Raw genomic sequence first — 25,121 nt, 5'->3', positions numbered from 1 at the left:
TGATTATCTATGGATGTGCGGCATTTAAGTTTCAGATTACTGCAGGTTTATGTGCAGGTGGTGCGTCTGGCGTCTGTGTCGGCGGCCGCGCGTTTATTGCATTTAACCCAGCCTACTGTCTCCTTACAGCTTAAAAAGCTGGCCGATGAAGTAGGGCAACCTTTGCTGGAATACCGGGAAGGAAAAGTGCATACCACTTATATTGGGGATGCGTTGTTTCAGGCGGCATCCGATGTATTAAGCCGCTTTGATGACTTTTCCTCTTTGTTGGAGGAGGCCAAAGGCGGGCGTAGTGGCACTTTGAGTTTAGGCATAGTGACCACAGCCAAATATGTCATGCCCATTATTCTGGGTGCTTTTGATAAAACCAACCCCAAAATTGAAGTGACCTTAAACGTAGGCAACAGGGCTCATATTCTGAACCGATTTGGCCATCAGGATGATGATTTATATCTGTTTAGCCAACCGCCAAGCGGTGAGCTGGTGCAGGCATGCCGTATTATTAAGAACCCGCTGCAACTGATAGCGCCTGCGGATCACTGGGCATCCCGTTATTGTGAAGAAGGCGGTGAGCTTGATTTTGCAGAACTAAAAAACGAGCGGTTTTTAATGCGTGAACCAGGCTCTGCCACCCGTATGCAATTTGAGTCCTGGTTGAGCAGTCAGGGTGTTGAGTTGTCTAAAACCATGCAGATTGAAAGCAACGAAGCCATACGACTCAGTGTCGCCAGCGGTTTAGGCCTTGCGGTGTTATCTGCCTATACTTTAGGCCAAAGCAATGAGCAGTTTAAGGTGTTGAAGGTGAGGGGTTTTCCGCTGAATAGCCATTGGTATCTGGTGGCGCGCAAAGACAAAAGACTGAGCGCTTCAGCACGGCGTCTGATCCAGTTTATGGCAGCACATCTGACCGACTGCATTGAAACGCAGTGGGTGGTTGAAGATATCGCTTTGCTAGATGAGCATTTCAGCTAAAACAGCGGGTAAAAGCTTTGCCTTCATTCTCTGAACAAGGCATCATTTTGTTTTACTGATTTTTGGAAGTCTGCATGTCTTTATGGATCTTTTTTACGCTGCTGGCTGCTTTTATGCAGGCAATGCGTAACGCCTTACAAAAACAACTGAGTAAAGACGTACCAGTGATGGGCGTAACTTTAGCGCGGTTTATTTATGCCGGGCCTTTAGCGCTGCTGTATTTAATTGGGCTTTACCAGTGGCAGGACTATGCCATACCAAACTTTAGTGTCTGGTTTGTGTTTTATGTGCTGGCAGCGTCGACCATGCAAATTCTGGCAACAGCCTTGATGGTGGTGCTGTTCCGGCTAAAAAACTATGCCATAGGGGTAGGACTTGCCAAAAGCGAGGCTATTTTGGCTGCTATTGTTGGGGTGATGTTTTTTGGTACCTACATCAGTCCTTTAGGTTGGGTCGGCGTTTTTATTGGTGGTGTCGCAGTGTTTTTGCTGACCGGAGCTACCAGCATTCATTCTTTATCTGCTAAAACTCTGGCCCTGGGTTTGGGCAGTGGTTTAGCCTTTGCGCTGACCTCTTTGTGGGTGCGTGAAGCCAGTCTCACCCTTGGTTTGCCATTTTTGCCAGCAGCTGCCTGGGTACTGTTTTTTGTGATCACAACCCAAACCATAGTTTTATTGCTTTATCTGGCTCTGAACGACAAAACCACCTTAGTCAAACTATGGCAAAGGCCACAACTGACGTTGGCCACCAGTTTTACCAGCTGTTTAGGTTCCTTAGGCTGGTTTACTGCGATGAGTCTGCAGGCTGTGGCTTACGTGAAAACACTGGGGCAGGTTGAAATACTATTTACATTGCTGATTTCGGTGCTGGTGTTAAAAGAAAAATTAAAACGTCAGGATCTGCTGGGCCTGGCGTTCATTGTGCTGGCTGCTGTGCTGGTGATGTGGGCTTAGTGCTCTAATGATCAAAAAGTAAACATTTTGTGTTGAATTTAAGCAATTTGTCATATACCTGAGCTAGTCTTGTTTGTGCTCTGACGGAGAAGCAGAGCCTTTTTGGGGGCAGGAAGCATAACCTCACACCATAACAAGAACTTACAGGATCACTCATGAAACAGATCACAACCTTGTCACTGCTTGCTGCAGCCTTTTATTGCAGCAGCAGTTTTGCCAGTTTGCTTATCACCGAAGTACTGTACGATGCCCCCAACAATGACGCTACTGAAGAGTTTGTTGAGCTTTATAACAACAGCTGCACAGCCATTAACCTGCAAGGCTATAGTTTGCAGGACAATGGTGGCAGCTTTAATTTATCCGGCACTGTAGCGCCACGCAGCTATTTTCTTGTGGCGAAAAATACTGCGGCTATGCAGGCCTTGTACGGGGTCACACCGCATTTATCCGGTTTGACCCTGGCATTTGGTAATAATGGCGATTATGTCAGACTGAAAAACGGCAGTACCGAAATTGATGCTGTGGGCTGGGAAAATGGCTTACCCGGCTGGTCGATCAATGCCGTGGATAAATCTATTAGCCGCAATAAAACCACAGATAATAATCTTGTGTCTGATTGGGTTGTGTCTTCCAATTATGGCAATCCTGGAACAGGAGTCTTTACTGCAACTTGTAGTGGCGGTGGCACAGGCCCTGTGATCAATCAGCCTACCTATTATGCTGCTGCTGCGGGGAAAACCGGCAGCGAACTAAAAACCGCACTGAACTCTATTTTACGTGGGCATCTGCGTTTAACTTATAGTCAGGTGTGGGATGCGTTGTCTTATACAGACGAAGATCCAAACAATACCAACAATGTGATTTTGTTGTATGCAGGTCGCTCTCAGGCTAAAAGCTTCCGTGCTGGCTTAAGTAATTCACAAGATGCCTGGAATCGTGAGCATGTCTGGCCAAAAAGTCATGGTTTCCCAAGCGAAAGCCAATATGCTTACACTGATATTCATCATTTGCGGCCTGCTGATGTGTCTATTAACTCCAGCCGTGGCAATAAAGACTTTGATTTAGGTGGTACGCCACTGACTGAAGCCCCGGAAAATAAAACCGACAGCGACAGCTTTGAACCCCGTAATGCGGTCAAAGGTGATGTGGCCCGTATGATGTTTTATATGGATGTACGTTACGAAGGGGGTGACGAAACGGGCACTCCCAACCTGATTTTACGCAACTATATTCCAGCCAGCAGTGCCACCACTGAAATGGGAAAACTTTGTGTATTGCTGCAATGGCATATTCAGGATCCGGTCGATAGTTTTGAAAGCCGTCGTAATAACCGTATTTACGAATGGCAACAAAACCGCAACCCCTTTATCGATAACCCACACTGGGCTCAATCAATTTATGGCGCCAGCTGTGGTTTATAACAACAGGCTGTAAGTCCGGACAAAGCTGCTTTGTGATAAAAAGCAGCTTTGTTTTTCTGGTCTGCTTTTGGCCTGCATTGCTTTGGGTATAGAATAGGGCGCATTAAAAAACAAAGCGTTTAAGCGCTAGCCTATGGAGCATCTATGAAGCCTGAAGAGTTGCAGCAGCAATTGCAGCACCACCCTGATTTTTTAAAACTCACCTTAGCCCATCCCAATTTTTTACCTTTTGCCCGCTACCAGCTAAAAAACGGCACAGATATTCAAATCTGGGATACAGGTGTGATCTATTGCCAGCCTAAGCAGTTCGGCCAGCAGGATATAGTGCTTTCAAGCGGTGTGCACGGCAATGAAACCGCACCGGTGGAGCTTTGCTCTGAATTGCTCAATAACGTATTGACGGGGCAGTTGCAACTAACAGAACGTGTGTTGTTTTTATTTGGCAACCCACCGGCTATGAATGCGGGGGTGCGTGAAATTCAGGATAATTTAAACCGCTTGTTTTCAGGTCATCACAGCAAAGAACCTGGTGTACAAAGCGCTGAGCGCGAGCGAGCGAAAAAGTTAGAGACCTATGTGCTGAAGTTTTTTGAAGATGCGCCAGAAGGTTTACGCGAACGTAAACTTTATGATCTACATACGGCCATTCGCGGTTCACGTTTTGAAAAGTTTGTGGTCTATCCGTTTTTGCATGGTGAAAACTGGAGCAAAAACCAGTTTGAGTTTTTAAAAGCCTGTGGTGCCAACACAGTGCTTTTAATGCAAACACCGGCCAGCACCTTTAGTTATTTCGCCGCCCAAAGCTGTAAGGCGCATGGTTTTACCATCGAGCTGGGTAAAGCCAGGCCTTTTGGTGAAAATGATATGAGCCGTTTTGCTGAAGCAGCGGCGGCTCTAAGAGCTCTTATTTCCGGCGGAAAGCTTGCCACCACTGAGTTTAACGAAGCGGACTTTAATCTGTACGAAGTACGTCGTTCTATCAATAAAACCACTGAAGCCTTTAAGTTGCATTTTGCCGACAATATTGAAAACTTCACCAGTTTTGATGTCGGCACTGTGCTCGCCAGTGACCAGGACGTGGAATACAAAGTGGAAGTGGAAGGCGAAGCCGTTATTTTCCCTAACCCAAAAGTAGCCATTGGTCAGCGCGCTATACTGATGGTTAAACCTGTTTCTGTGGCAGGAAAAGTGAGTTGAGGCTTCGTCAGAAAGGGCTTTAGAGTAAAAAATGGCTGACAGCTGGTGCATCTTCACTACATAGACCAGCTGTTTTTATTTGTGCCTCTGGTTGCAATGCAGTTTACGTAAAGGTAAAGTTGCGGCCGAAAAATAGAAGAAAATAGCGATACTGATTAAAACACGTAAAACAAAAAATAATGGTCAGGGCAAACGGGGAAACGCAATTCAGTTACCACGAGTGGTCACCAAGCCACCAGGCGTTTAAACCTTTGTCACAGTCTGACGGATACAACCAAAAGAGACACCTATGACTAACCCCAATAACGCAACCATCTCTACAGTGCACACAGCTGAGTTTACCAGCGGTCACGCGTTACAAATTCCTACGCTGCGTATCCTGCAGGATGACGGCTCTATCTACCCTGGTGCAGAAGTACCGCAGCTCGACCAAGCCACAGCCCTTAAAATGTACGACAGTATGCAGTTTATCCGCATATTGGACGAACGTATGCTGGCTGCACAGCGTCAGGGCCGTATCAGTTTTTATATGCAGTGTTTAGGCGAAGAAGCCGCTACTGTCGGCAGCGCAGCCGCATTGGATGATAAAGACATGATCATGGCGCAGTACCGTGAACAAGGTGCCTTGCGTTATCGTGGTTTTAGTCTGGAACAGTTTATGAATCAGCTGTTTTCCAATGAAAAAGATTTAGGTAAAGGCCGTCAGATGCCAGTGCATTACGGCAGCCAGGACATTTATTACATGACGATTTCATCACCACTGGGCACACAAATTCCTCAGGCCAGTGGTTACGCTTACGCGCAAAAGTTACGCGGACTGAAAAACACTACCATTTGTTATTTTGGTGAAGGTGCAGCTTCTGAAGGTGACTTCCATGCCGGTTTAAATATGGCAGCAGTGCATAAAGCGCCAGTGATCTTCTTCTGCCGTAACAACGGTTATGCCATTTCAACGCCTGCCAACGAGCAATTTAAAGGCGATGGTATTGCCTGTCGTGGTGTGGGTTATGGCATGAAAGCTATTCGTGTCGACGGTGCAGATATTCTGGCGGTATACAAAGCCACGCAAATGGCACGCGACTATGCCTTAGAGCACGAAGAGCCGATTTTAATTGAATCTATCGCTTACCGTTTAGGTGCGCACTCCTCTTCAGATGACCCAAGTGGCTATCGCTCCAAAGAAGAAGAAGAGCTGTGGCGTAAAAACGATCCGATTTCCCGTTACCGTTTATGGCTGGTCAAACAAGGCTGGCTGAATGAAGACGAAGATAAAGCCAAGTCGGATGCTTTGCGTCAGGAAATTTTGGATGCGTTAAAAGTGGCAGAAAAAGTGGCAAAGCCTGGTATTGAACATTTGATGTCAGACGTGTACGAAACACCTATACCACTTTTGAACGAGCAATTAGAAGAGCTAAAAGCACATATCAGAAAGTACCCGGATGCCTATCCGGTGACGGCGGGGAGATTTGAATAATGGCTAAAATGAATATGTTGCAGGCGATCAATAACGCCTTAGATTTAGCCATGGCCAAAGACGATGGTGTTGTTTGTTTTGGTGAAGACGTCGGCCACTTTGGTGGTGTATTCCGTGCCACCAGCAAATTGCAGGAAAAGTACGGCAAAGCTCGTTGTTTCAATACGCCTTTAACTGAGCAAGGTATCGCTGGTTTTGCCAACGGTATGGCAGCTCAGGGTATGAAACCTGTGGCTGAAATTCAGTTTGCTGATTATATCTTCCCGGCCTTTGACCAGATTGTGAATGAAACAGCCAAGTTCCGTTACCGCTCAGGCAATGAGTTTAATGTGGGTGGTTTAGTATTCCGCACACCATACGGTGGTGGTATTGCCGGTGGTCATTACCATAGCCAGTCGCCAGAAGCTTATTTCGCTCATACACCAGGTTTAAAAATTGTAGTACCACGCGATCCTGCTCAGGCCAAAGGTTTGCTGTTAGCTTCTATTAACTGCCCGGATCCGGTGATTTTCTTTGAACCTAAGAAACTGTACCGCGCCTCTGTAGGCGAAGTATCGGAAGAGTATTATGAAATTCCATTAGGCAAAGCCGAAGTGTTGCAACAAGGCAAAGACGTTACAGTGTTAGCCTGGGGCGCGCAGATGGAAACTATTCAAAAAGCTGTGGATATGGCTCAGGCCGAAGGCATTTCCTGTGAAGTGATTGACCTTCGTAGCATTCAGCCATGGGATGTCGACACTGTGGCAGAGTCGGTAATGAAAACCGGCCGTTTAGTCATTAACCATGAAGCGCCATTAACGGGCGGTTTTGCCGCTGAAATCGCATCTACTATCCAGAAAAAATGCTTTCTGCATCTGGAAAGCCCGATTGAACGGGTTTGTGGCTTAGACATTCCGTACCCGCTGGCACTGGAAAAAGAATATGTGCCCGATCATCTGAAAACTTACGAAGCGATAAAACGCTCGGTTAATTTCTAAGGATAGCCAGATGAAAAAAGATTTTATTCTGCCGGATATTGGCGAAGGTATAGTCGAGTGTGAAATCGTGGAATGGCTGGTGAAAGAAGGTGATCGTATCAGTGAGGATCAGCCTGTTTGTGATGTGATGACCGACAAAGCTTTAGTACAAATTCCTGCTGTGTACGACGGTGTGGTCACCAAACTCTATTACGCCAAAGGCGATATCGCCAAAGTGCATGCGCCTTTGTTTGAAATGGACACAGAGGGTGCAGCTCCAGCTGCTACGCCTGCTTCAGCTCCGGCTCAAACTCCTGCTGCTGTAGCTACTGGCAAACAGCTGGAAGACTTTATTCTGCCTGATATAGGTGAAGGTATTGTTGAGTGCGAAATTGTGGAGTGGCTGATCAAAGAAGGCGATGTGTTGGCTGAAGATCAACCAGTCTGCGACGTCATGACTGATAAAGCCTTGGTGCAAATACCTGCCAAATACGCTGGTAAAGTAGTCAAGCTGCATTACGCCAAGGGTGAAATTGCCAAAGTACATAGCCCGCTGTTTCAGCAGGAAATTGCCGGTACTTCCACTTCTGCTCCGGCAGTTGTTGCAACGCCAGTCTCTGCACCTCTGTGCGCTGCAAAAGCAGCCTCTGTTGCAGCCGCGTCAACATCAGCTCCGGCAGGCAATGGCAAAGCTTTAGCCAGCCCTGCAGTGCGTCGTTTAGCCCGTGAATTAAGCATAGATCTATCCTTAGTGCCAGGTTCTGGCGACAAAGGCCGGGTTTATAAAGACGATGTCAAAGCTTATGCCAATGGTGGAGCTGCGTCTGGTGTAGCCAAAACCGCTGCAACTCCAGTTAAAGCCACTGTGGCTGCAACTGTTGCCACCAGCACTGGCGGCAGTCGTGTTGAGCCTATCAAAGGCATTAAAGCGGCTATGGCGCGCCAGATGCAGGATTCGGTATCAACCATTCCGCATTTTACCTACTGTGAAGAAATTGATTTAACAGAGCTGATTGCACTTCGGGGTCAGCTAAAAGATCAATATGCCAAGCAGGGTATTAAACTGACTTTGATGCCGTTTTTTATGAAAGCTATGTCGCTGGCCATTAAGCAGTTCCCTATTATGAACAGTCAGGTGAATAGCGATTGTTCAGAGCTGACCTATTTTGACGATCACAATATTGGTATAGCGGTCGACTCCAAAGTGGGTTTACTGGTGCCGAATATCAAAGGCTGTCAGAACAAGTCGATCGTGCAAATTGCTCAGGAGCTGACGAAATTAACAGACGCAGCCCGTGAGGGCCGTGTTAGTCCGGCAGAGCTCAAAGGTGGCACTATCACCATCTCTAACATTGGCGCTATTGGCGGCACTGTGGCCACTCCTATTATCAATAAGCCAGAAGTGGCGATAGTAGCCCTGGGCAAAACCCAGTTGTTGCCACGTTTTAATGCCAAAGGCGAAGTCGAAGGCCGCTCTTTGATGCAAATCAGCTGGTCTGGTGATCACCGCGTGATAGATGGTGGCACCATAGCCCGTTTCACTAACCTGTGGAAAAGCTATCTGGAACAACCGTCATCTATGTTGCTGTCTATGGTCTAAGCCATTGACGAAGCGCTGGTAATTGGTCTTGTTCTTTGCTACAAAACCCGAATGATCGTACGATCTTTCGGGTTTTTCGTTTTAAGGGTATTTGTCTAAGGCCATATGGATAAACATCAGCTTCGCAACTTCTATATTCCCGAAGAGCAGTCGGTTTACCTGCTCAACGCCAACGATGCAAAAAAACTCAAAGACTGGGTGGCGCTTTGTATCTCTGAATTGGAAAAACTGGGCTATCGCCAAATTGAGCTGGTGGGCAAGGGCGCTTATGGTTTTGTCTTTGCTGGCCTGGATCAAAAACAACAGGACGTAGTCTTTAAGTTTTCCCGTATCAACTTACCACCTCATATTCAGGAGCGTCTGGCCGACGAAGGTTATATGTTGTCGCAGGCAGCGCATCCAAACGTACCGCCGTTTTTTACCTATCAGTTGGTAAAAAAGCAGGGCATTTTAATGATGGGCCGGGCTAAAGGTATGGATTTGGAGCAATACAGCCTGAAACACGGCCGTTTGCCGGTGCGGTTACTGCTCGATATAGCCACTCAGCTTGCAAGTTTATTACTGGCATTACGGCAACATAAAAAAGACGGCGAAATAGCGCCCATAGTGCATGGCGATATTAAACCTTCGAATATTGTTTATGACGAAAGCACTAATCAGATCAGTCTGGTGGATTGGGGCTCTTCAGTGTTTGCTCAGCTCGACAGTGAAGGCCATTATATTGGCAACAATGTGATGCAGCTGATGTCGTCGGATTTACAAACATCCAATGCCCGTTTAGGTGATGTGTATTTTATTGGCCCGGAGCAGCGCACTGGTGCTTTATCCAGCCCACGTTTTGATGAGCAGGGCGTCGCCAGTACTTTGTATGCGTTGGCATCCGGTCAGTCCTGCCGTTTTGGCCGCAAAGCTATACCTGCACGAAGCCTGGCTTTACCTATGGAATTCGCCACTATGCTCGACAGCATGCTGGCGGATGATTTGTTGTTGCGTCAGCAGGCGGGTGATTATTTCTTAAAATCTATGCCCAGGTTACATCATCTGGTGACACCTGACTTGCCGCTGTTAAGTACAGATCCGGTATTGCCGGTCTGGACCAGTGAAAAAGCACAGGAGCTTGATACTGTGGTCTATTCATCGCGTAAATCCTTTTTACGGGAGCACAGCGATGAAGAAGGCATTCAGTATATAGATGACGTGCAGCTGGAACGTTATTACAAAAACTACCTTGAGGGCATGGGCGAAACTGAAAAAGCTTTTGTGGCTGCAGTCAGTCGGTTAGGCCGTTATCCTGTGGTCGGTGGTATTGCCATCCATTGGCAAAGCAGTGGTGTTTATATCGACTCCAGCCTGAATTTGTTTGACGAGCGCCTGCAAAAAGCCTTTGCGGTGGCGGTGAATAATGTAGTGCAACTGGCACGTTGTATCGCCAAAGTGGGTATTTTTAAAGCCTGTTTATTTGATGCCCGCCAGACTATTCACATAGCGCGTGACAGCACAGAGCTGCCTTTTGTGGTGCCTCAAGGCACAAAGCTAAAATATGAGTTGGGTCAAAATCAGCTGGATGATCGCAGCGCTCAGCACAGTTACTTTGAAGATGGTAAAGATCCTGACGAGCAACTGGTGTTGCCAGACAGCATTATGGATGACTTAGCTTCACTGAATTTAATTCGTCATACCGGCTGTATCATTTTTGAAGTCACGCCTTTGTATATGAAAATACATAACTATTACCGCTTGCTGGAACCTGCTGCCGAAGCACAATTTGCTGCTTTACTGCAAAGCATTCTGACAAAAGTACCTTTGATTAGTGGCGAAGGCGTGGGTGGTTTTATGAAGCTGCCCCACAAAGATACCAGGCATTTCCGCCACCAGAGCCAGCAGGAACTTTGTTATTATCCTGCCAATCCTATGAATTACAGTAAGAATTAGTGTCGGAGAAAAAAATGCGTGTTGTGATGCTGTTGCTGGTTTTATGTTGCGCCAGGGTTCAGGCTGCCGATCCTCATAGTTTCAGCAACTTTGCTTTCGTCAGCCACCCGGAGCTGACACTGGATTTAACGGCCGATTTTGACAAGCAGCAACTTCATGGTTTTGTCGAGCTGAAACTGGACTGGCACCATCCGGATACAAGGCAACTGGTGCTGGATAGCCGTGATCTGAGCATTGAAAAAGTACTGGGTCAATCTGCAGAAGGACGTTGGGTGACGCTTAGCCACAGCTTTGGCGAGAAATCATCTACTCACGGCCAGGCACTGCGAATTGAATTTCCGGCTCAATTCGCTAAGGTGCGTATTTATTACCACACCAGCCCGCAAGCGTCCGGCTTGCAGTGGCTGAGCAAAGAGCAAAGCAGCGAAAAACAACAGCCTTTTATGTACAGCCAGTCGCAGTCTGTGCATGCCCGCAGCTGGATCCCTTTGCAGGACACACCTGCAGTACGGTTGAATTATCAGGCTCGCATTCGTACACCCAAAGAGCTGCTGGCTGTGATGGGGGCGGATAACAGCGCCAATAGTGACAAAGACGGCGATTATTTTTTCCGTATGCCTCAGGCTATTCCTACTTATCTGATTGCTCTGGCAATAGGGGACCTGGAATTTAAAGCCATGTCCGATCGCACAGGCGTTTACGCCGAAAAAGCCTGGCTGGATAAAGCTGTGGCTGAGTTTTCTGATACGGAACAGATGATGCAGGTCGCCACCGCCCTCTATGGCGACTATCCATGGGGACGGTATGATTTACTGATTTTGCCAGCCAGTTTTCCTTTTGGCGGCATGGAGAATCCACGTTTATCTTTTATAACCCCTACAGTAATAGCCGGTGATAAAAGTCTGGTCAGTTTAATAGCGCATGAGCTGGCGCATTCCTGGTCTGGTAATTTAGTCACAAACGACAGCTGGCACGAGCTCTGGCTCAACGAAGGTTTTACCAACTATGTTGAAAACCGCATTATGGAACAAGTTTTTGGGCCAGAACGTGCTCTATTGGAACGTCAGTTGTCGGTGCAGGATCTGGAAAATGATTTGCTGCAGCTGGATGCCAAAGATACCTTGCTGATCACCGATTACACAGGCCGGGATCCGGATGAAGCCTTTACCCAGGTGCCTTACATCAAAGGTATGTTGTTTCTGCAGTTTTTAGAACAACGTTTTGGCCGTACCGTATTTGACCCTTTCCTGAAAAACTATTTTCAGACCTTTGCTTTTCAAAGCATGAATACTGAAAAATTCCTGCGTTATATGCGTAAAACCTTGCTGAATGACCCGGATATTGTCTCTATGGGTGAAGTACTGGAGTGGTTGTATCAGCCTGGCCTGGCCAGTACTTTTGTTGCGCCTGCCTCTGATGCCTTTAAACAAGTGGATCAGCAGCTGGCCTTATGGCAAAAAACCGGCAATCTGACTGAATTACAGACAAACAGCTGGAGCATTCACCATTGGTTACATTTTATCGGTCAGTTGGCTGCTACTGTCGACAGTGCTCAACTGAAGCAACTGGATGAGGCTTTTCATTTAAGCCAAAGTCAGAACGCTGAAGTGGCAACAGCCTGGTTTAAAGTAGCCTTGGCAAAAAACTATCAGCCAGCATTGCCTGCACTGGAACAGTTTTTAATGCAGGTAGGGCGGCGTAAATTTGTGGTGCCTTTGTATCAGCTGCTTAGCCAAAAGCCGGAACATCTGGAGCGGGCTAAACATCTGTATCAGAAAGCAAGGCCGGGTTATCACCCTTTAACTCAGTCTGCTGTTGATAAGGTATTGAAGATTAATTGAATTTTAAGTAACGGTTCAGCTTGGCCGGGTAATCTGTGCTGAACAGATAGTGTTTAACAGGATTAAAAAATGAAAACAAAATTAGTAGCTCTTATGGTCTGTTGTCTGAGTTGTGTTGCTTTGGCTGATACAAAAGCAGTAAAAACTGTCACCGTATCAGGTTCAGCCATCATGCAGGCTAAACCTGACGCTGTGCGTTTAACCATGCAAATTCAGCAAAGCTCTGAGAAGGTTAGTGATGCCAAACAAAAAGTCGATGATCAGGTGGCAGCTTTAACCAAAGCTTTGCGTAAACTGGGTGTAAAGGATGATCAACTGAACAATGCACCTTTGCGCATTCAACAGGATTACCAACACGACCCAGAGCGTAAATTACCCCAACGTTATCAGGTCAGCCGTGACATCGTGGTGTCGTTAAATGATTTATCACTCTATGGCACTGTACTGCAACAGGCTGCAGATTTGGGTGTGACTCAGATGAATCAGGCCGAGTTTCTGGTCAGTGGCTCGGATGAGTTGTATCAAAAAGCGCTGCAACAGGCTTTTACTCATGCCAAAACCAAAGCCTCTTTATTAGCTCAGGCCAATGGCTTAAAGCTGGGGTCAGCCCAAAAAATTAATGAACAAGGTTATGCTCCTGCCCCTGTGATGAAGATGGCCAGAGCCATGGCAGACAGCGCTGAAGTCAGCTTTGGACAGACCGATATCAGAGCAGAAGTGTCAGTTGAGTTTGAAATGAACAGCCATTGATTATTTATTAAACAAAAGCGGCTAAATCTTTTTGTAGCAGAGGTTTAAATTTAGCGACAAAACAAGTAATGTAGGGACCTTCGTAGTAATGGTAGAACCTATATTTCATGCGTGAGCAAAAATCAGAATTTTATCAGCTGCTGCAACAGCAAGCTCAGTCTCTGATCGAAGACGAAACAGACCTGATTGCTAACATGGCAAATCTGAGTGCGTTGCTCTTTAATGAAATGCCTGATCTGAATTGGTCAGGCTTTTATATTTTAAGGGATGACGTTTTAGTGCTGGGGCCTTTTCAGGGCAAAGTGGCTTGTGTGCGTATACCGGTAGGCAAGGGCGTCTGTGGCACAGCTGTGGCAACAGGTGACATCCAACTGGTTAAAGATGTGCACGAGTTCCCCGGTCATATCGCCTGTGATGCCGCCAGTAACTCTGAAATTGTGTTACCAGTGCGCCATAGTGGCAAGATTATCGCTGTTTTGGATATCGACAGTCCAAGTCTGGCCCGCTTTGATTCAGACGACCAGCAAGGTTTAGCTGGATTGGTCCAATTGTTTGAACAGCATCTGGCCCGGACTTTATGAAAGACTTAGTCAATATTCAGGATTATTTATTCCAGGTCACTGATGTAGGTGATTGGGAAGGTGAAGAAGAGATCATCGCTGATCGCATCAACGCCATTTACCACGCAGTCTGGCGCCGTTTTCCAGATGATATTTTACCAGCCGAAATAGACCATTTACTCAATGCGATTTGGAATGAACTACGAGGTAGTTTTGTTTTATTAGAAGCAGATGAAGATGAATTGGTCGACTGGGCTATCTGTTACGTCAATAACCAATTAGAAGAAGGCATTAAGTTAGACGATGCCGCTGATGAAGAAGAGTAATTTTGCATGACAACCCCAACTGAACAAATTCAAGCTCAACCCGCAGGCAAAGATGTGAAACAAATCCTCGCCGAACTTAGCGAAAAGTTTCCTCTGTGTTTTAGCCAAAGCGGTGAAGCTAAACCTCTGAAAATAGGTATTTTTCAGGACTTAGCCCAGCGGTTGTCTGAAGAAGATGGCATCAGCAAAACGCAAATTCGTCATGCCTTACGTTTGTATACCTCCAGCTGGCGTTATCTTGCCGGCGTCAAAGTGGGCGTTGCCCGTGTTGACCTGGACGGTCAGGACGGTGATCTGATCGACGAACAGCAAGCAGCTCACGCCGCTGAAACCTTAGAGCAAAGCAAAGCCAAAGCGGCTGAAGTGCGCAAAGCGAAAGCAGCGGCAGAACGTGCTAAGCACAAAGAGCAGCAAAAGGACCAGCCAAAAAATCCGGCTTCAGACAAAGCTGCTTACAAAAAATCTCAGCCAAATAAGGCCACAGTGGCAGCAAAAGCAGCCAAACTTCACTCTAAGCCTCAGGCCACAGAAAAAGTGGTTCCAGAGCAAGCAGTTGAACTTATTGCATTAAATACAGCCACATTAAAAGTTGGCAGTGCTGTGCAGTTAAAAGTTGGCTTAAAACCTGTGCCTGCAACTGTGCTTGAAGTAGTTAAAAATGATGTTGTGGTACAGCTTGCCTCAGGTATGGTGATTAAGACCCAAGGGGATAAGCTGTTCCAGGCTTAACAGAGATGAGTGTTCAATGAAAAAAATTTCCAGCTTAGCGGCGTTTTTTCTGGTGATCGGCAGCAGTGTGGCTGCGCCGGTTATTTCTCCTGTGCCAAATCTGGTGCAGGAACCACAACATGCAACGGCCAGTAAACGAATTACCAATTACTTTACCCGGGAGCATTATTTAGGCTTACGCATTGACGATGAGTTATCGTCCAAAGTCTTCGACCGCTACCTGAAAAGTCTGGATTTTTTCCGTAACGTTTTGCTCAAGTCTGACGTGGACGGCTTTGAGAAGTACCGTACCGAATTTGATAACGGTTTAGCGAAAGGCCAGTTTGATTTTGCTTTTCAGATGTTTAATTTAAGTCTGACCCGCCGTTTAGAGCGTTATGACTACGCCATCAGCCTGCTGGACAAGCCTTTTGATTTCACTCAAAAAGACAGCTATGAGTTTGAGCGTGAAGACGCCCCCTGGGCTGCCGATGTAGCTCAGTTGAATGAGCTGTGGCGTCAAAAGGTGAAGTTTGATGCGCTGAATCTGAAGTTAGCCGGTAAAACAGCAGAAGAAACGACAAAACTGTTAAAAAAACGCTACGAGAACGCGAAAAAACGTTTGTTGCAAACTGAAAGCGAAGATGTGTTTCAGATCGTAATGAACTCATACGCCCGCAGCATTGAAGCTCATACCTCCTATTTATCACCACGTAACGCTGAACGTTTCCAGCAGGAAATGAACCTGTCGCTGGAAGGCATAGGGGCTGTACTGCAAAGTGATGATGACTTTACTGTCATTATGAGTCTGGTGCCTGGTGGCCCTGCTGATATGACAAAAAAAATCAAACCTAAAGATAAAATCATTGGTGTGGCGCAGGGTGAAGAAGAGTTTGTGGATGTGGTCGGCTGGCGTTTGGATGACGTAGTGGATCTGATCAAAGGCCCGAAAGGCTCCACTGTGCGTTTACAGGTGCTAGTGGGCGGGGATGCGTCCAAAGGCGTTCCTACCCAGATTTCTATAGTGCGGGATAAAATCCGTTTGGAAGACAGAGCAGCAAAAGCTGAAGTGCTGGAGCCTAAATTAAGCCCGCTGGGTAAAAAGATTGGTGTGATTAATATCCCTAGCTTTTATAACAACCTGACCGAAGATGTGAAAAAAGAAATTGCCAGCTTAAAGCAGCAAAATGTGGACGGTATTATTGTCGACTTGCGTGGCAACGGCGGTGGTTCTTTACCTGAAGCAGTGTCCTTAACTGGTTTGTTTATAGAAAAAGGCCCTGTGGTACAAATTCGCGAAGCAGGCAATCGTATTGGCATCAGTCAGGATCAGGACGCCAGTATATTTTATGACGGCCCTTTAACTGTAATGGTGGACAGATACAGTGCTTCGGCTTCTGAAATTTTCGCTGCAGCTTTGCAGGATTATGGTCGCGCTTTGATTGTCGGTGAACATACCTTTGGTAAAGGGACTGTGCAGCAGCACCGTGGTTTAGGCCGTGTCTATGATATGTTTGAAGAGTCCTTAGGTTCTGTGCAATTTACTATTGCCAAGTTTTATCGTATCGACGGTGGCAGTACACAGCACAAAGGCGTGACTCCGGATATTTTGTTCCCTTCACCTATAGAACCAGGCGAGTGGGGAGAAAGCAAAGAAGAAAACGCTTTGCCATGGGACAGTATTCCGGCTGCTAAATACAGTGCGTCAGATGAGATTAAAAAGGCGTTGCCTCTGTTACAGCAAAAACATCAGGAACGATTCAGCAAAGAAACTGAATACAAATACCTGATGGACGATATAGCGCTCTATACCAAAGAAAAAGATGAAAAAACCATCTCGTTAAACGAGCAGGAGCGTCTGAAGAAAAAAGACGAAAACACAGCCCGTGATTTACAACGAGTGAATGAACGTTTGACCCGACTGAAGTTACCAGTGGTAAAAAGTCTGGATGACTTGCCTGAAGTGCTGGAAAAGCTGGACCCATTACTGGAAGAAACTGCTCAGATCACTGCAGACATGTTAAGTCTGGGTCATCTGGCAAAACGCGCTCACTAACATAAAAACGAAGGGGTCAGAGTGATTGGTTGCACGCAACCCATGACTCTGGCCCTTTGCTCATTACAACAGAAACTGGCTGAAGCCAGTCGTGAAGAGAAGCCCCATGGAACAAAAATCTGCACCACGCCTTATTAAAGCCCCCAGTTTTTTAGATGCCAGCATACCTTTAGTGGTACTGGTGGTTTTACTCAGCCTGTCGGTTTACCTCTATGGCAGTGATTCGTCTTATGGCGCCAACCAGATAGCTCTGTTTGTGGCTGCTTTTGTTGGCGTGATTATAGGTTTGAAAAATGGTTATGGCTGGGCTGATATTGAACAAGCCATGGTCAAAGGCATCGCCTTGTCTTTAGGTGCCTTGTTAATACTGTTTTCTGTAGGTGCTTTAATTGGTACCTGGTTGTTGGCCGGTACTGTGCCTACATTGATTTATTATGGTTTGCAACTGCTGGACCCGTCCTGGTTTTATGCTGCAAGTTGTATCTTGTGTGCCATTGTTGCCATCAGTATCGGCAGTAGCTGGACTACAGCTGCCACTATAGGTGTGGCTTTGATAGGTGTAGCTGCAGGCTTGGGGATGTCGCCTGCAATCACAGCTGGCGCTATAGTTTCAGGCGCTTATTTTGGTGACAAAATGTCACCTGTCAGTGAAACCACAAACTTAGCTCCAGCAGTTGCTGGTTCAAACTTATTTGACCACATTCGCCATATGACCTGGACCACTGTACCCAGCCTGATCCTGGCTTTGATTATTTTTGCTGTGATGGGATTTAACGCCGACGCAGCTGCGGATGACACACAAATTCGTGCTATCAGTGAATCTTTGCAGCAACATTTTAATATCAGCCCTGTAATGTTGGTGCCCTTGTTGGTCTTGATGGCAATGGCTGTGAAAAAAGTACCGGCTTTCCCGACCGTATTTATCGGCGCTTTATTAGGTGGCCTCTGGGCTGTGTTATTCCAGCCAGAGTTGGTGGCCAAAATGGCTGATCCGGCGCTCAATGGTTTTCTTGCCACCTTAAAAGTAGTCTGGAGTACTTTGCACGGAGGTTTTGTTATCGAAACCCAGAATGCTCAGTTGGATAAGCTGCTAAATGGCGGTGGTATGGTGAAAATGCTCAACACCTGTTGGCTGATTTTTTCGGCCATGATGTTTGGCGCTGTGCTTGAGCATATAGGTTTATTACGTAAGTTTGTTGAAGCGATTTTGCATAAAGCGCACAGTACAGGCTCATTAATTGCCAGCACTATTGCCACTTGTATTGCGACTAATATTTTAACAGCCGATCAGTATATGGCCATTGTGATGCCAGGCCGGATGTTTAAAGAAGAGTACGAGCGTCGGGGTTTAGCGCCGGTGAATTTATCCCGTACTTTAGAAGATGGCGGTACTATTACCAGCCCGTTGATCCCATGGAATACCTGTGGCGCTTATATGCACGGTGTATTGAACGTGAATCCGCTGGATTACGCCATGTATGCATTTTTTAACCTGATTAATCCGGTTCTGGCCGTGATCTATGCGTATATGGGCATTAAGGTACTAAAACTGACACCACCAGATACGCCAATCACAGCGGCCGTACAAGGTAAATAACAGAAAAGGCCAGTTGAAGAACTGGCCTTATTTTTGATGATTAAAAAGCCAGAGTTAAAAGAGAGAGTTTGTGATGAGCCAGGTATCGAGCCGTCAGGCAAAAAAGCTTAGTGACTATAAAGCACCAGAATTTACTATTACCGACGTTGAGCTGAGTTTTGAGCTGAACCCACAAGCGACAAAGTTAACTGCGGTATACCAGTTGAAGTCAGCCAGTGGTAAAGCAGGCACTTTGATACTGGATGGACAAGAACTGAAGTTGTTGTCTGTGTCATTAGATGGACAGTTGTTAAATGCTGATTGTTATCAGGTCACTGCTGAGCAGTTGATCCTGCCCGGTATGCCAGCCAAAGCACAACTTGAACTGAACATAGAGCTCAATCCTCAGGCTAATACGGCGCTCGAAGGTTTGTATTTATCCAATGGCGCTTATTGCACTCAGTGTGAAGCCGAAGGTTTTCGCCGCATCAGTTATTACCTCGACAGACCTGACGTCTTAGCCCGTTTTACCACTCATATTATTGCTGACGATACAGCTTATCCGGCGTTATTAAGCAACGGTAATCTGGTCAGCTCCACACTGTTGCCTGATGGCCGTCGCCATGTCACCTGGGTGGATCCATTCCCAAAACCAAGCTATTTATTTGCCTTGGTAGCAGGGGACTTTGATTGCTTAAAAGGTAGCTACACCACAGGATCTGGCCGCGAAGTAGCACTGGAATTTTATGTCGATAAAGGCAATAAAAACCGTGCTCAGTTTGCTCTGGAATCACTGCAACGCGCCATGTTGTGGGATGAACAAAGATTCGGTCTGGAATACGATCTTGATATCTATATGGTGGTGGCTGTCGATTTTTTTAATATGGGTGCTATGGAAAATAAAGGCTTAAACGTCTTTAACAGCAAGTATGTGCTGGCCGATCAGCAGTCCGCTACAGACACAGACTTTTTTAATATCGAATCTATTATTGGCCACGAGTATTTCCACAACTGGACAGGCAACAGAGTCACCTGTCGTGATTGGTTTCAGCTGAGTTTAAAAGAAGGTTTAACAGTATTTCGCGACCAGCAATTCAGCGCTGATATGGGGTCCGCTACCTTAAATCGTATTGATGCGGTGAAAACTATTCGTACAGCGCAGTTTGCTGAGGATGCCGGCCCTATGGCGCATCCGATCCGGCCACAACAAGTGCTGGAAATGAATAACTTTTACACAGTCACAGTCTACGACAAAGGCGCTGAAGTCATTCGTATGCTGCACACCTTACTGGGTCAGGACGGTTTCAGAAAAGGTATGGATCTGTATTTCAAACGCCATGACGGTCAGGCCGTGACCTGTGATGATTTTGTCAACGCGATGCAGGATGCCAATGGCCGTGATTTAACACTGTTCAGCCGCTGGTATCAGCAATCAGGCACTCCAGAACTGAAAGTTCACAGCCAGTTTGATGCAAAAAAACGTGAATTTAAACTTTTGATGCAACAGCACACGCCTGCCACTGCCGATCAGGCCGATAAAGAGCCTCTGTTACTGCCTGTACGCGTTGAATTGCTGGCGGAAGGGGCAAGCCTGCCTTATCTGCTGGAAATGACGGAAACGCAGCAGGAGTTTAGTTTTGCTGTCAGTCAAAAACCTGTGCCTGTACTTTTGGCTGATTTCTCAGCACCAGTAAAATTACAGTATCAGTACAGCATGGATGAGTTGTTGCAGATTGCCCGTGATGCCAAAGATGGGGTTGCGCGTTGGGATGCCATACAGCAGCTATGGCAAATTCAGGTGAAAGCCGCTATTGAAGCAAATAGCTCAGGAGCTGAGTATCAACTGCCAGCTGCTTTGTTTGAGTTTTACCGGCAACTGTTAGTCAAACCTTTGGACGATTTAGCCTTTACTGCAGAACTATTAACAGTCCCTGCATACGATATGGTGGCAGAACAGTTCGACGAAATACCAGTTCAGACTCTGGTTGTAGCTTTGCAAAGCTTTCAGCAGCAATTGGCCACTCAGCTGGCAGAGCAGTGGCAGCTCTGTTACCAGTCGTTGCAAGCAGAAGCTTATCAGTATCAGCAGCAACAGGTTGCTAAACGTGCTTTGCGTTCAGTCTGTTTGCATTATCTGGCTTTTGTTGCTGGTAAGGATGAATTATTACGTCAGCAATACAACAGCTCAGACAATATGACCGATCAGTTGGCTGTGCTGCGAGCCTGCCGCAGTGCCTCGCATCCGCTATTTGCTGAACTAATGAGTGCCTTTGAGCAGCGTTGGAATAAAGATGTATTGGTGCTGGATAAATGGTTTAGTTTGTCGGCTTCTTATCCGCAGCCTCCGGTATTTAATACCTTGGAGCAGCTGACAGCACATCCACAATTTAGCTGGCAAAACCCGAACAGGGTACGGGCTGTATTTGGTGCTTTTTATCAGCAAAATCCGGCTATGTTTCACTCTGAAGATGGTAAAGGCTATCAGCAGCTTGCCGATGTTGTGCTGAAAATGGATGCTATTAATCCCCAGGTCGCATCCCGTTTAGTGACCCCTCTGTTGTCGTGGAAAAGGTATCAGAGTGCACGACAGCAGCAATTAAAAGCGGTATTACAGGCTATGCTGACAAGGGATCTGAGTAATGACTTGTATGAAAAAGTGAGTAAGAGCTTAAGCTGATATGCGAAAGTACAAATTCAGACTGGTGCTGGATGTTGATCAATGTCTGGCTTTTTATCAGGGCTTGTACACCGACGTGGTGGTGCAGGCCGATAATGGCCAGACAGTACAGCTGCCGCTGCGGTATTTCCGGCCTTACATCAGCCATGCCGGAGTGAATGCGCGCTTTGTATTAACCTTAACCGATCAGGGCAAGTTCAGCAGTTTAGAAAAAATAAATTAGAGTTATTACTTAAAACGCTAACTTAAAACAAAACAGGCAAAATCTGCCACTTTAGCTATTATTTTCATTCAGTTAGATGATCTTCACTCAACTGGTCAAACCGGATTGAGTGGCAGTAGGGTACTTTAAGCAGGGCAAAGGGAAAAAACTGAATAAAAATCAACAGATTTGACTGTTCGCAAGCCTTGCGCCACGATCAAAATGATGTAATGATTTCTTCGATACAAGCTGACCTCCGAGCAGTTGGTTGGCTCAAAATAAAAAATAACAAAATACCTGCAGGGACAGGGGGGGAGATAACGAATGAATACTAAGCCAGGTGCCTTCGTCAGAAGTACTTTAGCTCTGGGTGTTGCTTCTGCACTATTGGCCTTGTCGGCCACCAGTGCTCAGGCTGCCACCTTTGATTTTGATGATGTGAAAGTTGTATTTGACTCTACGTTTGCATACGGCGCCAGCTGGCGTGCTGAGGATCGAGACTGGGACACCATCAGTAAGGTGAACCACCCACGATTCAACTGGACAAATTACAGTGCTTTTAGCAATCCTATTTACACAGGTGCACAAATTTGGGCTCAACCTGGCGCTTATTCCAGTAATGGTGATGCCGGCAACCTGAATTACGACCGCGGCGATATGTTCTCAGAAGTGTTCCGTGGTACTCATGAATTATCTATAGCCAAAGATGATTTTGGCTTTTTTGGTCGTTTTACTTACTTCTACGATTCTGCCTTAATGGACAAAGATGGGGCTTATACCAACCCTATTTCAGGCAACAGAGTAGACCCTTGTGCTGATGACGATGCAAAAGCTTTGGCGTGTCGTGATCTACGTTTATTAGATGCCTATGTCTATGGCAACTTTGCCTTAAACGATGGCGCAAATCCGTTATCTGTGCGGGTAGGTAATCAGGTATTAAGCTGGGGTGAAAGTACTTTTATTCAGCATGGTATTAACATTACTCCGATTGACGTCGGTGTAGCACGTAGCCCAGGCGCTGAATTAAAAGAAGCTTTTATTCCTGTCGGCATGGCATGGGCTTCTTTGGGTTTAACTGATAACCTGACCGTTGAAGCGTTTTATCAGTACGAATGGAAAAACAGTTACTTGCCTGTGCCTGGTACCTATTTCTCTACCAACGATTTTGCTGGTAAAGGCGGTTACAACCAGAATATTCAGTTAGGTTTTGCCGGTAACCCGGATATCGATCTGGATTTCCTGGTCAGCGAAATGAACTTAATATCACAAAGTGCACCGGCCTTACTGGCAGCACTGGCTAATCCTGCAGCTACAGCGGCTCAGCGCGCTGCGGCTGTAAACGCTATGCTGGCTTATTCCACTAAAGTCACCTTAAGACCGCAGGGCTCTGCAGGTGAAATTGAACCTGAAGACGGTGGTCAATACGGTCTTAAGCTGGAATATTTTGCATCAGAGCTGAATGACACTGAGTTTGCCGTTTACCATATGAACTACCATAGCCGTACTCCATTGATCTCTGGTGTTGCTTCAAACTTTGGTACTAAGGATCCGGTGACAGGCGCTCCACGTCTGGAAGGTATAGTACAGTCTTTGCAATACCTGGCGGCGAACGTAGGTGGTATTACCAAAGAAAATATTGGCGATATGTCGGTATTTTCCAAAGGTTTGATTGAATATCCTGAAGATATTAAGCTTTATGGTTTCAGTTTTAACACTACTGTTGGTGGTACTTCTGTTGCCGGTGAATTGTCATACCGTCAGGATGAACCTCTGCAAATTGATGACGTGGAAATTCTGTACGCTGGTATGCCAGAACAGTTAGCCAACGCAGGTTTGCGTGGTGAACTGGAAGGTATCAGTCAAATTGGCCGTTTTAATGGTAACAAAGTAGGACCAGGCGAATTTGCGCAGGGCTACATTCTGTCTGACACCACTCAGGCTCAGGTCACTATCACTCACTTGTTTGGCCCAACCTGGATCGCCGATAACTTCTCTATGTTAGCTGAAGTAGGTGGTATCAAAATTAACGATATGCCGGATCCATCGGTATTACGTTTAAATGGTCCAAATACAGACCGTAGCGGTGGTCCTTTGATGGGCACAATCAATGGTGGTCCTCTGGTGAATAAAGATGGTGTGCATACCGCATTATCTAATGGTGCCGAAACTAACCCTTTCCCAACTGCATCAGCCTGGGGTTACCGTTTATTAGCAAAAGCTGATTTCAACGACGTGTTTGCTGGTGTCAATATGTCACATCGCTTGGTGTTCTCACATGACGTGAACGGTATTACCCCTGATCCACTGTTTATGTTCTCCAAAGATAAAAAATCTGTGGGTTACACTGTTGCTTTTGATTATCTGAACCGCTGGTCATCTGAGTTTTCTTACAATGCCTTTTGGGGTGGTGTAGGCACAACCAACAATACAGCTGACCGTGATTTTGTATCTTTTAACATTAAATACTCTATTTAAGGGACGAGGCGAAAACCATTATGAAAAAACTCACCCTGATTGCATCCACTATTGCGCTGGTTCTTAGCTGTGGTGCTATTGCGAAGTTAACACCGGATCAGGTGGCCCGTCTGGGGGCTGATCTGACGCCGCTTGGCGCGGAAAAGGCAGGTAATGCTGATGGCAGTATTCCGGCATGGGAAGGTGGTATTACAGCTGCCCCTGCGGGTTACAAACCAGGTGATCACCACCCGGATCCATTTGCAGGCGACAAAGTACTGTTTACTATTGATAAGTCCAATCTGGCTCAATACAAGAACATGTTGAGTCCCGGACAAATCAAACTGTTTGAAGCTTACCCAGACAGTTACAAAATGAATGTGTACCAAAGCCGCCGTACCGCGTCTTACCCACAGTATGTCTATGATGCAACAAAGAAAATTGCAGCAAATGCAGAACTGGTTGAAGGCGGTAACGGTATCATTAATGCAGCCATTGGTATTCCTTTCCCAATTCCTGCGAACGGTTTAGAGGCTATCTGGAACCATATTTTACGTTTCCGTGGTGTCGCAGCCAGCCGTAACGGCGGTCAGGTTGCACCTACAGCCTCTGGTGACTACGTGACCATCGGCTTTGATGAACAAATTATGTTCAAGTATTCAGCGCCTGATGCGACAGTTGAAGCGCTGGAAAAAGAAAATATTCTGTTCCGCTTTAAGCAGGCTGTGACTACACCAGCTCGTCTGGCTGGTACAGCGCTTTTAGTGCATGAGACTATGGACCAGGTAAAAACACCTCGTCAGGCATGGACCTATAACACAGGTCAACGCCGTGTACGTCGCGCACCAAACGTCGCTTATGATGCACCAGGTACAGCGTCAGATGGTCTGCGTACTACAGATGACTTTGATATGTTTAACGGTTCACCAAACCGCTATGACTGGAAGTTAGTGGGTAAACAAGAGCTGTTTATTCCTTACAACAGTTATAAACTGCACAGCAAAGACGTGAAATATGCGGATTTGATTAAACCAGGTCATATCAATCCAGAGTACGTTCGCTGGGAAAAACACCGTGTTTGGGTGGTGGAAGCCAACCTGAAAAGTGGCACCAGCCATGTGTATGGCAAACGAGTGTTCTTTATCGATGAAGACAGCTGGCAGGTTCACGTAGCTGACTTGTATGACAACAGAGGCGAGTTATATCGTGTTGCTGTGGCTCATGGTCTGAACTACTACGAAGTACCAACACACTGGAGTACGCTGGAAGTTTTCCACGATCTGAATACCCGTCGTTATATTGCGATTGGTTTAGACAACGAAGACAAGATGTATGACTTCTCTGTGCCGTTAACAGACAACGACTTTACCCCAGCGGCCTTACGCCGTGAAGGTACACGTTAATCTGTCAACATTGAATAAACGGTTGGCTTTATGCCAACCGTTTTTGTTTTTAAATTGATGCTG

General features: G+C 46.3%; 19 protein-coding genes. All 19 read left to right on the top strand.

The window, feature by feature from the left end:
• Positions 1-9: 9 nt before the first annotated feature.
• Positions 10-972: a LysR family transcriptional regulator gene (locus J2W69_RS04570; protein ID WP_310274981.1), complete on the top strand. Its 963-nt coding sequence runs from the start codon at positions 10-12 to the stop codon at positions 970-972.
• A 74-nt stretch (positions 973-1,046) separates the two neighbouring features.
• Positions 1,047-1,925, top strand: a complete 879-nt coding sequence (locus J2W69_RS04565) for a DMT family transporter (protein WP_310274979.1) — start codon at positions 1,047-1,049, stop codon at positions 1,923-1,925.
• Positions 1,926-2,080: 155 nt separating this feature from the next.
• The gene (locus J2W69_RS04560; protein ID WP_310274978.1) at positions 2,081-3,346 is read left to right on the top strand and encodes an endonuclease; all 1,266 of its coding nucleotides are present in this window, start codon (positions 2,081-2,083) and stop codon (positions 3,344-3,346) included.
• A gap of 144 nt (positions 3,347-3,490) precedes the next feature.
• A complete protein-coding gene (gene astE, locus J2W69_RS04555; RefSeq protein WP_310274976.1) occupies positions 3,491-4,543 on the top strand; it encodes a succinylglutamate desuccinylase in 1,053 nt (350 codons plus the stop codon).
• Positions 4,544-4,832: 289 nt separating this feature from the next.
• A complete protein-coding gene (locus J2W69_RS04550; RefSeq protein ID WP_310274974.1) occupies positions 4,833-6,017 on the top strand; it encodes a thiamine pyrophosphate-dependent dehydrogenase E1 component subunit alpha in 1,185 nt (394 codons plus the stop codon).
• The gene (locus tag J2W69_RS04545) at positions 6,017-6,994 is read left to right on the top strand and encodes an alpha-ketoacid dehydrogenase subunit beta (protein ID WP_008897370.1); all 978 of its coding nucleotides are present in this window, start codon (positions 6,017-6,019) and stop codon (positions 6,992-6,994) included. The genes J2W69_RS04550 and J2W69_RS04545 overlap by 1 nt, the downstream gene beginning before the upstream one ends.
• Before the next feature lie 10 nt (positions 6,995-7,004).
• Entirely contained in the window at positions 7,005-8,573 is a 1,569-nt protein-coding gene (locus J2W69_RS04540) for a dihydrolipoyllysine-residue acetyltransferase (RefSeq protein ID WP_310274971.1), read from the top strand.
• 105 nt (positions 8,574-8,678) lie between these two features.
• Positions 8,679-10,505 carry a protein kinase domain-containing protein gene (locus tag J2W69_RS04535; protein WP_310274969.1) on the top strand — a complete coding sequence of 609 codons (1,827 nt, stop codon included), beginning with the start codon at positions 8,679-8,681 and terminating at the stop codon, positions 10,503-10,505.
• 14 nt (positions 10,506-10,519) lie between these two features.
• Positions 10,520-12,346 carry a M1 family metallopeptidase gene (locus J2W69_RS04530; protein WP_310274967.1) on the top strand — a complete coding sequence of 609 codons (1,827 nt, stop codon included), beginning with the start codon at positions 10,520-10,522 and terminating at the stop codon, positions 12,344-12,346.
• Positions 12,347-12,415: 69 nt separating this feature from the next.
• Entirely contained in the window at positions 12,416-13,096 is a 681-nt protein-coding gene (locus tag J2W69_RS04525) for an SIMPL domain-containing protein (RefSeq protein ID WP_310274965.1), read from the top strand.
• Between the two features lie 107 nt (positions 13,097-13,203).
• Positions 13,204-13,677 (top strand): GAF domain-containing protein, encoded by a 474-nt coding sequence (locus J2W69_RS04520; protein WP_310274963.1) that lies wholly within the window; start codon positions 13,204-13,206, stop codon positions 13,675-13,677.
• On the top strand, positions 13,674-13,982 hold the full coding sequence (locus tag J2W69_RS04515) for a hypothetical protein (RefSeq protein ID WP_008897376.1): 309 nt from the start codon (positions 13,674-13,676) through the stop codon (positions 13,980-13,982). Before J2W69_RS04520 ends, J2W69_RS04515 begins: the two co-directional genes overlap by 4 nt.
• Before the next feature lie 6 nt (positions 13,983-13,988).
• The gene (proQ, locus tag J2W69_RS04510) at positions 13,989-14,711 is read left to right on the top strand and encodes an RNA chaperone ProQ (protein ID WP_310274960.1); all 723 of its coding nucleotides are present in this window, start codon (positions 13,989-13,991) and stop codon (positions 14,709-14,711) included.
• A 16-nt stretch (positions 14,712-14,727) separates the two neighbouring features.
• The gene (gene prc, locus J2W69_RS04505) at positions 14,728-16,746 is read left to right on the top strand and encodes a carboxy terminal-processing peptidase (RefSeq protein ID WP_310274958.1); all 2,019 of its coding nucleotides are present in this window, start codon (positions 14,728-14,730) and stop codon (positions 16,744-16,746) included.
• Between the two features lie 106 nt (positions 16,747-16,852).
• Positions 16,853-18,343 carry a Na+/H+ antiporter NhaC gene (gene nhaC, locus J2W69_RS04500; RefSeq protein ID WP_310274957.1) on the top strand — a complete coding sequence of 497 codons (1,491 nt, stop codon included), beginning with the start codon at positions 16,853-16,855 and terminating at the stop codon, positions 18,341-18,343.
• A gap of 73 nt (positions 18,344-18,416) precedes the next feature.
• Entirely contained in the window at positions 18,417-20,999 is a 2,583-nt protein-coding gene (pepN, locus tag J2W69_RS04495; RefSeq protein ID WP_310274955.1) for an aminopeptidase N, read from the top strand.
• 1 nt (position 21,000) lies between these two features.
• Positions 21,001-21,222 carry a DUF2835 family protein gene (locus tag J2W69_RS04490; RefSeq protein ID WP_310274953.1) on the top strand — a complete coding sequence of 74 codons (222 nt, stop codon included), beginning with the start codon at positions 21,001-21,003 and terminating at the stop codon, positions 21,220-21,222.
• A 303-nt stretch (positions 21,223-21,525) separates the two neighbouring features.
• Positions 21,526-23,676: a DUF1302 domain-containing protein gene (locus J2W69_RS04485; RefSeq protein ID WP_310274951.1), complete on the top strand. Its 2,151-nt coding sequence runs from the start codon at positions 21,526-21,528 to the stop codon at positions 23,674-23,676.
• A gap of 20 nt (positions 23,677-23,696) precedes the next feature.
• Positions 23,697-25,058, top strand: coding sequence for a DUF1329 domain-containing protein (locus tag J2W69_RS04480; RefSeq protein ID WP_310274949.1), 1,362 nt, complete (start codon positions 23,697-23,699; stop codon positions 25,056-25,058).
• Positions 25,059-25,121: the final 63 nt, after the last annotated feature.

It is taken from the genome of Rheinheimera soli, assembly GCF_031457405.1.
Classification (GTDB): domain Bacteria; phylum Pseudomonadota; class Gammaproteobacteria; order Enterobacterales; family Alteromonadaceae; genus Pararheinheimera; species Pararheinheimera soli_A.
Note: the sequence above shows the minus strand (reverse complement) of the source record. Positions and strands in the feature narration are given on the sequence as shown.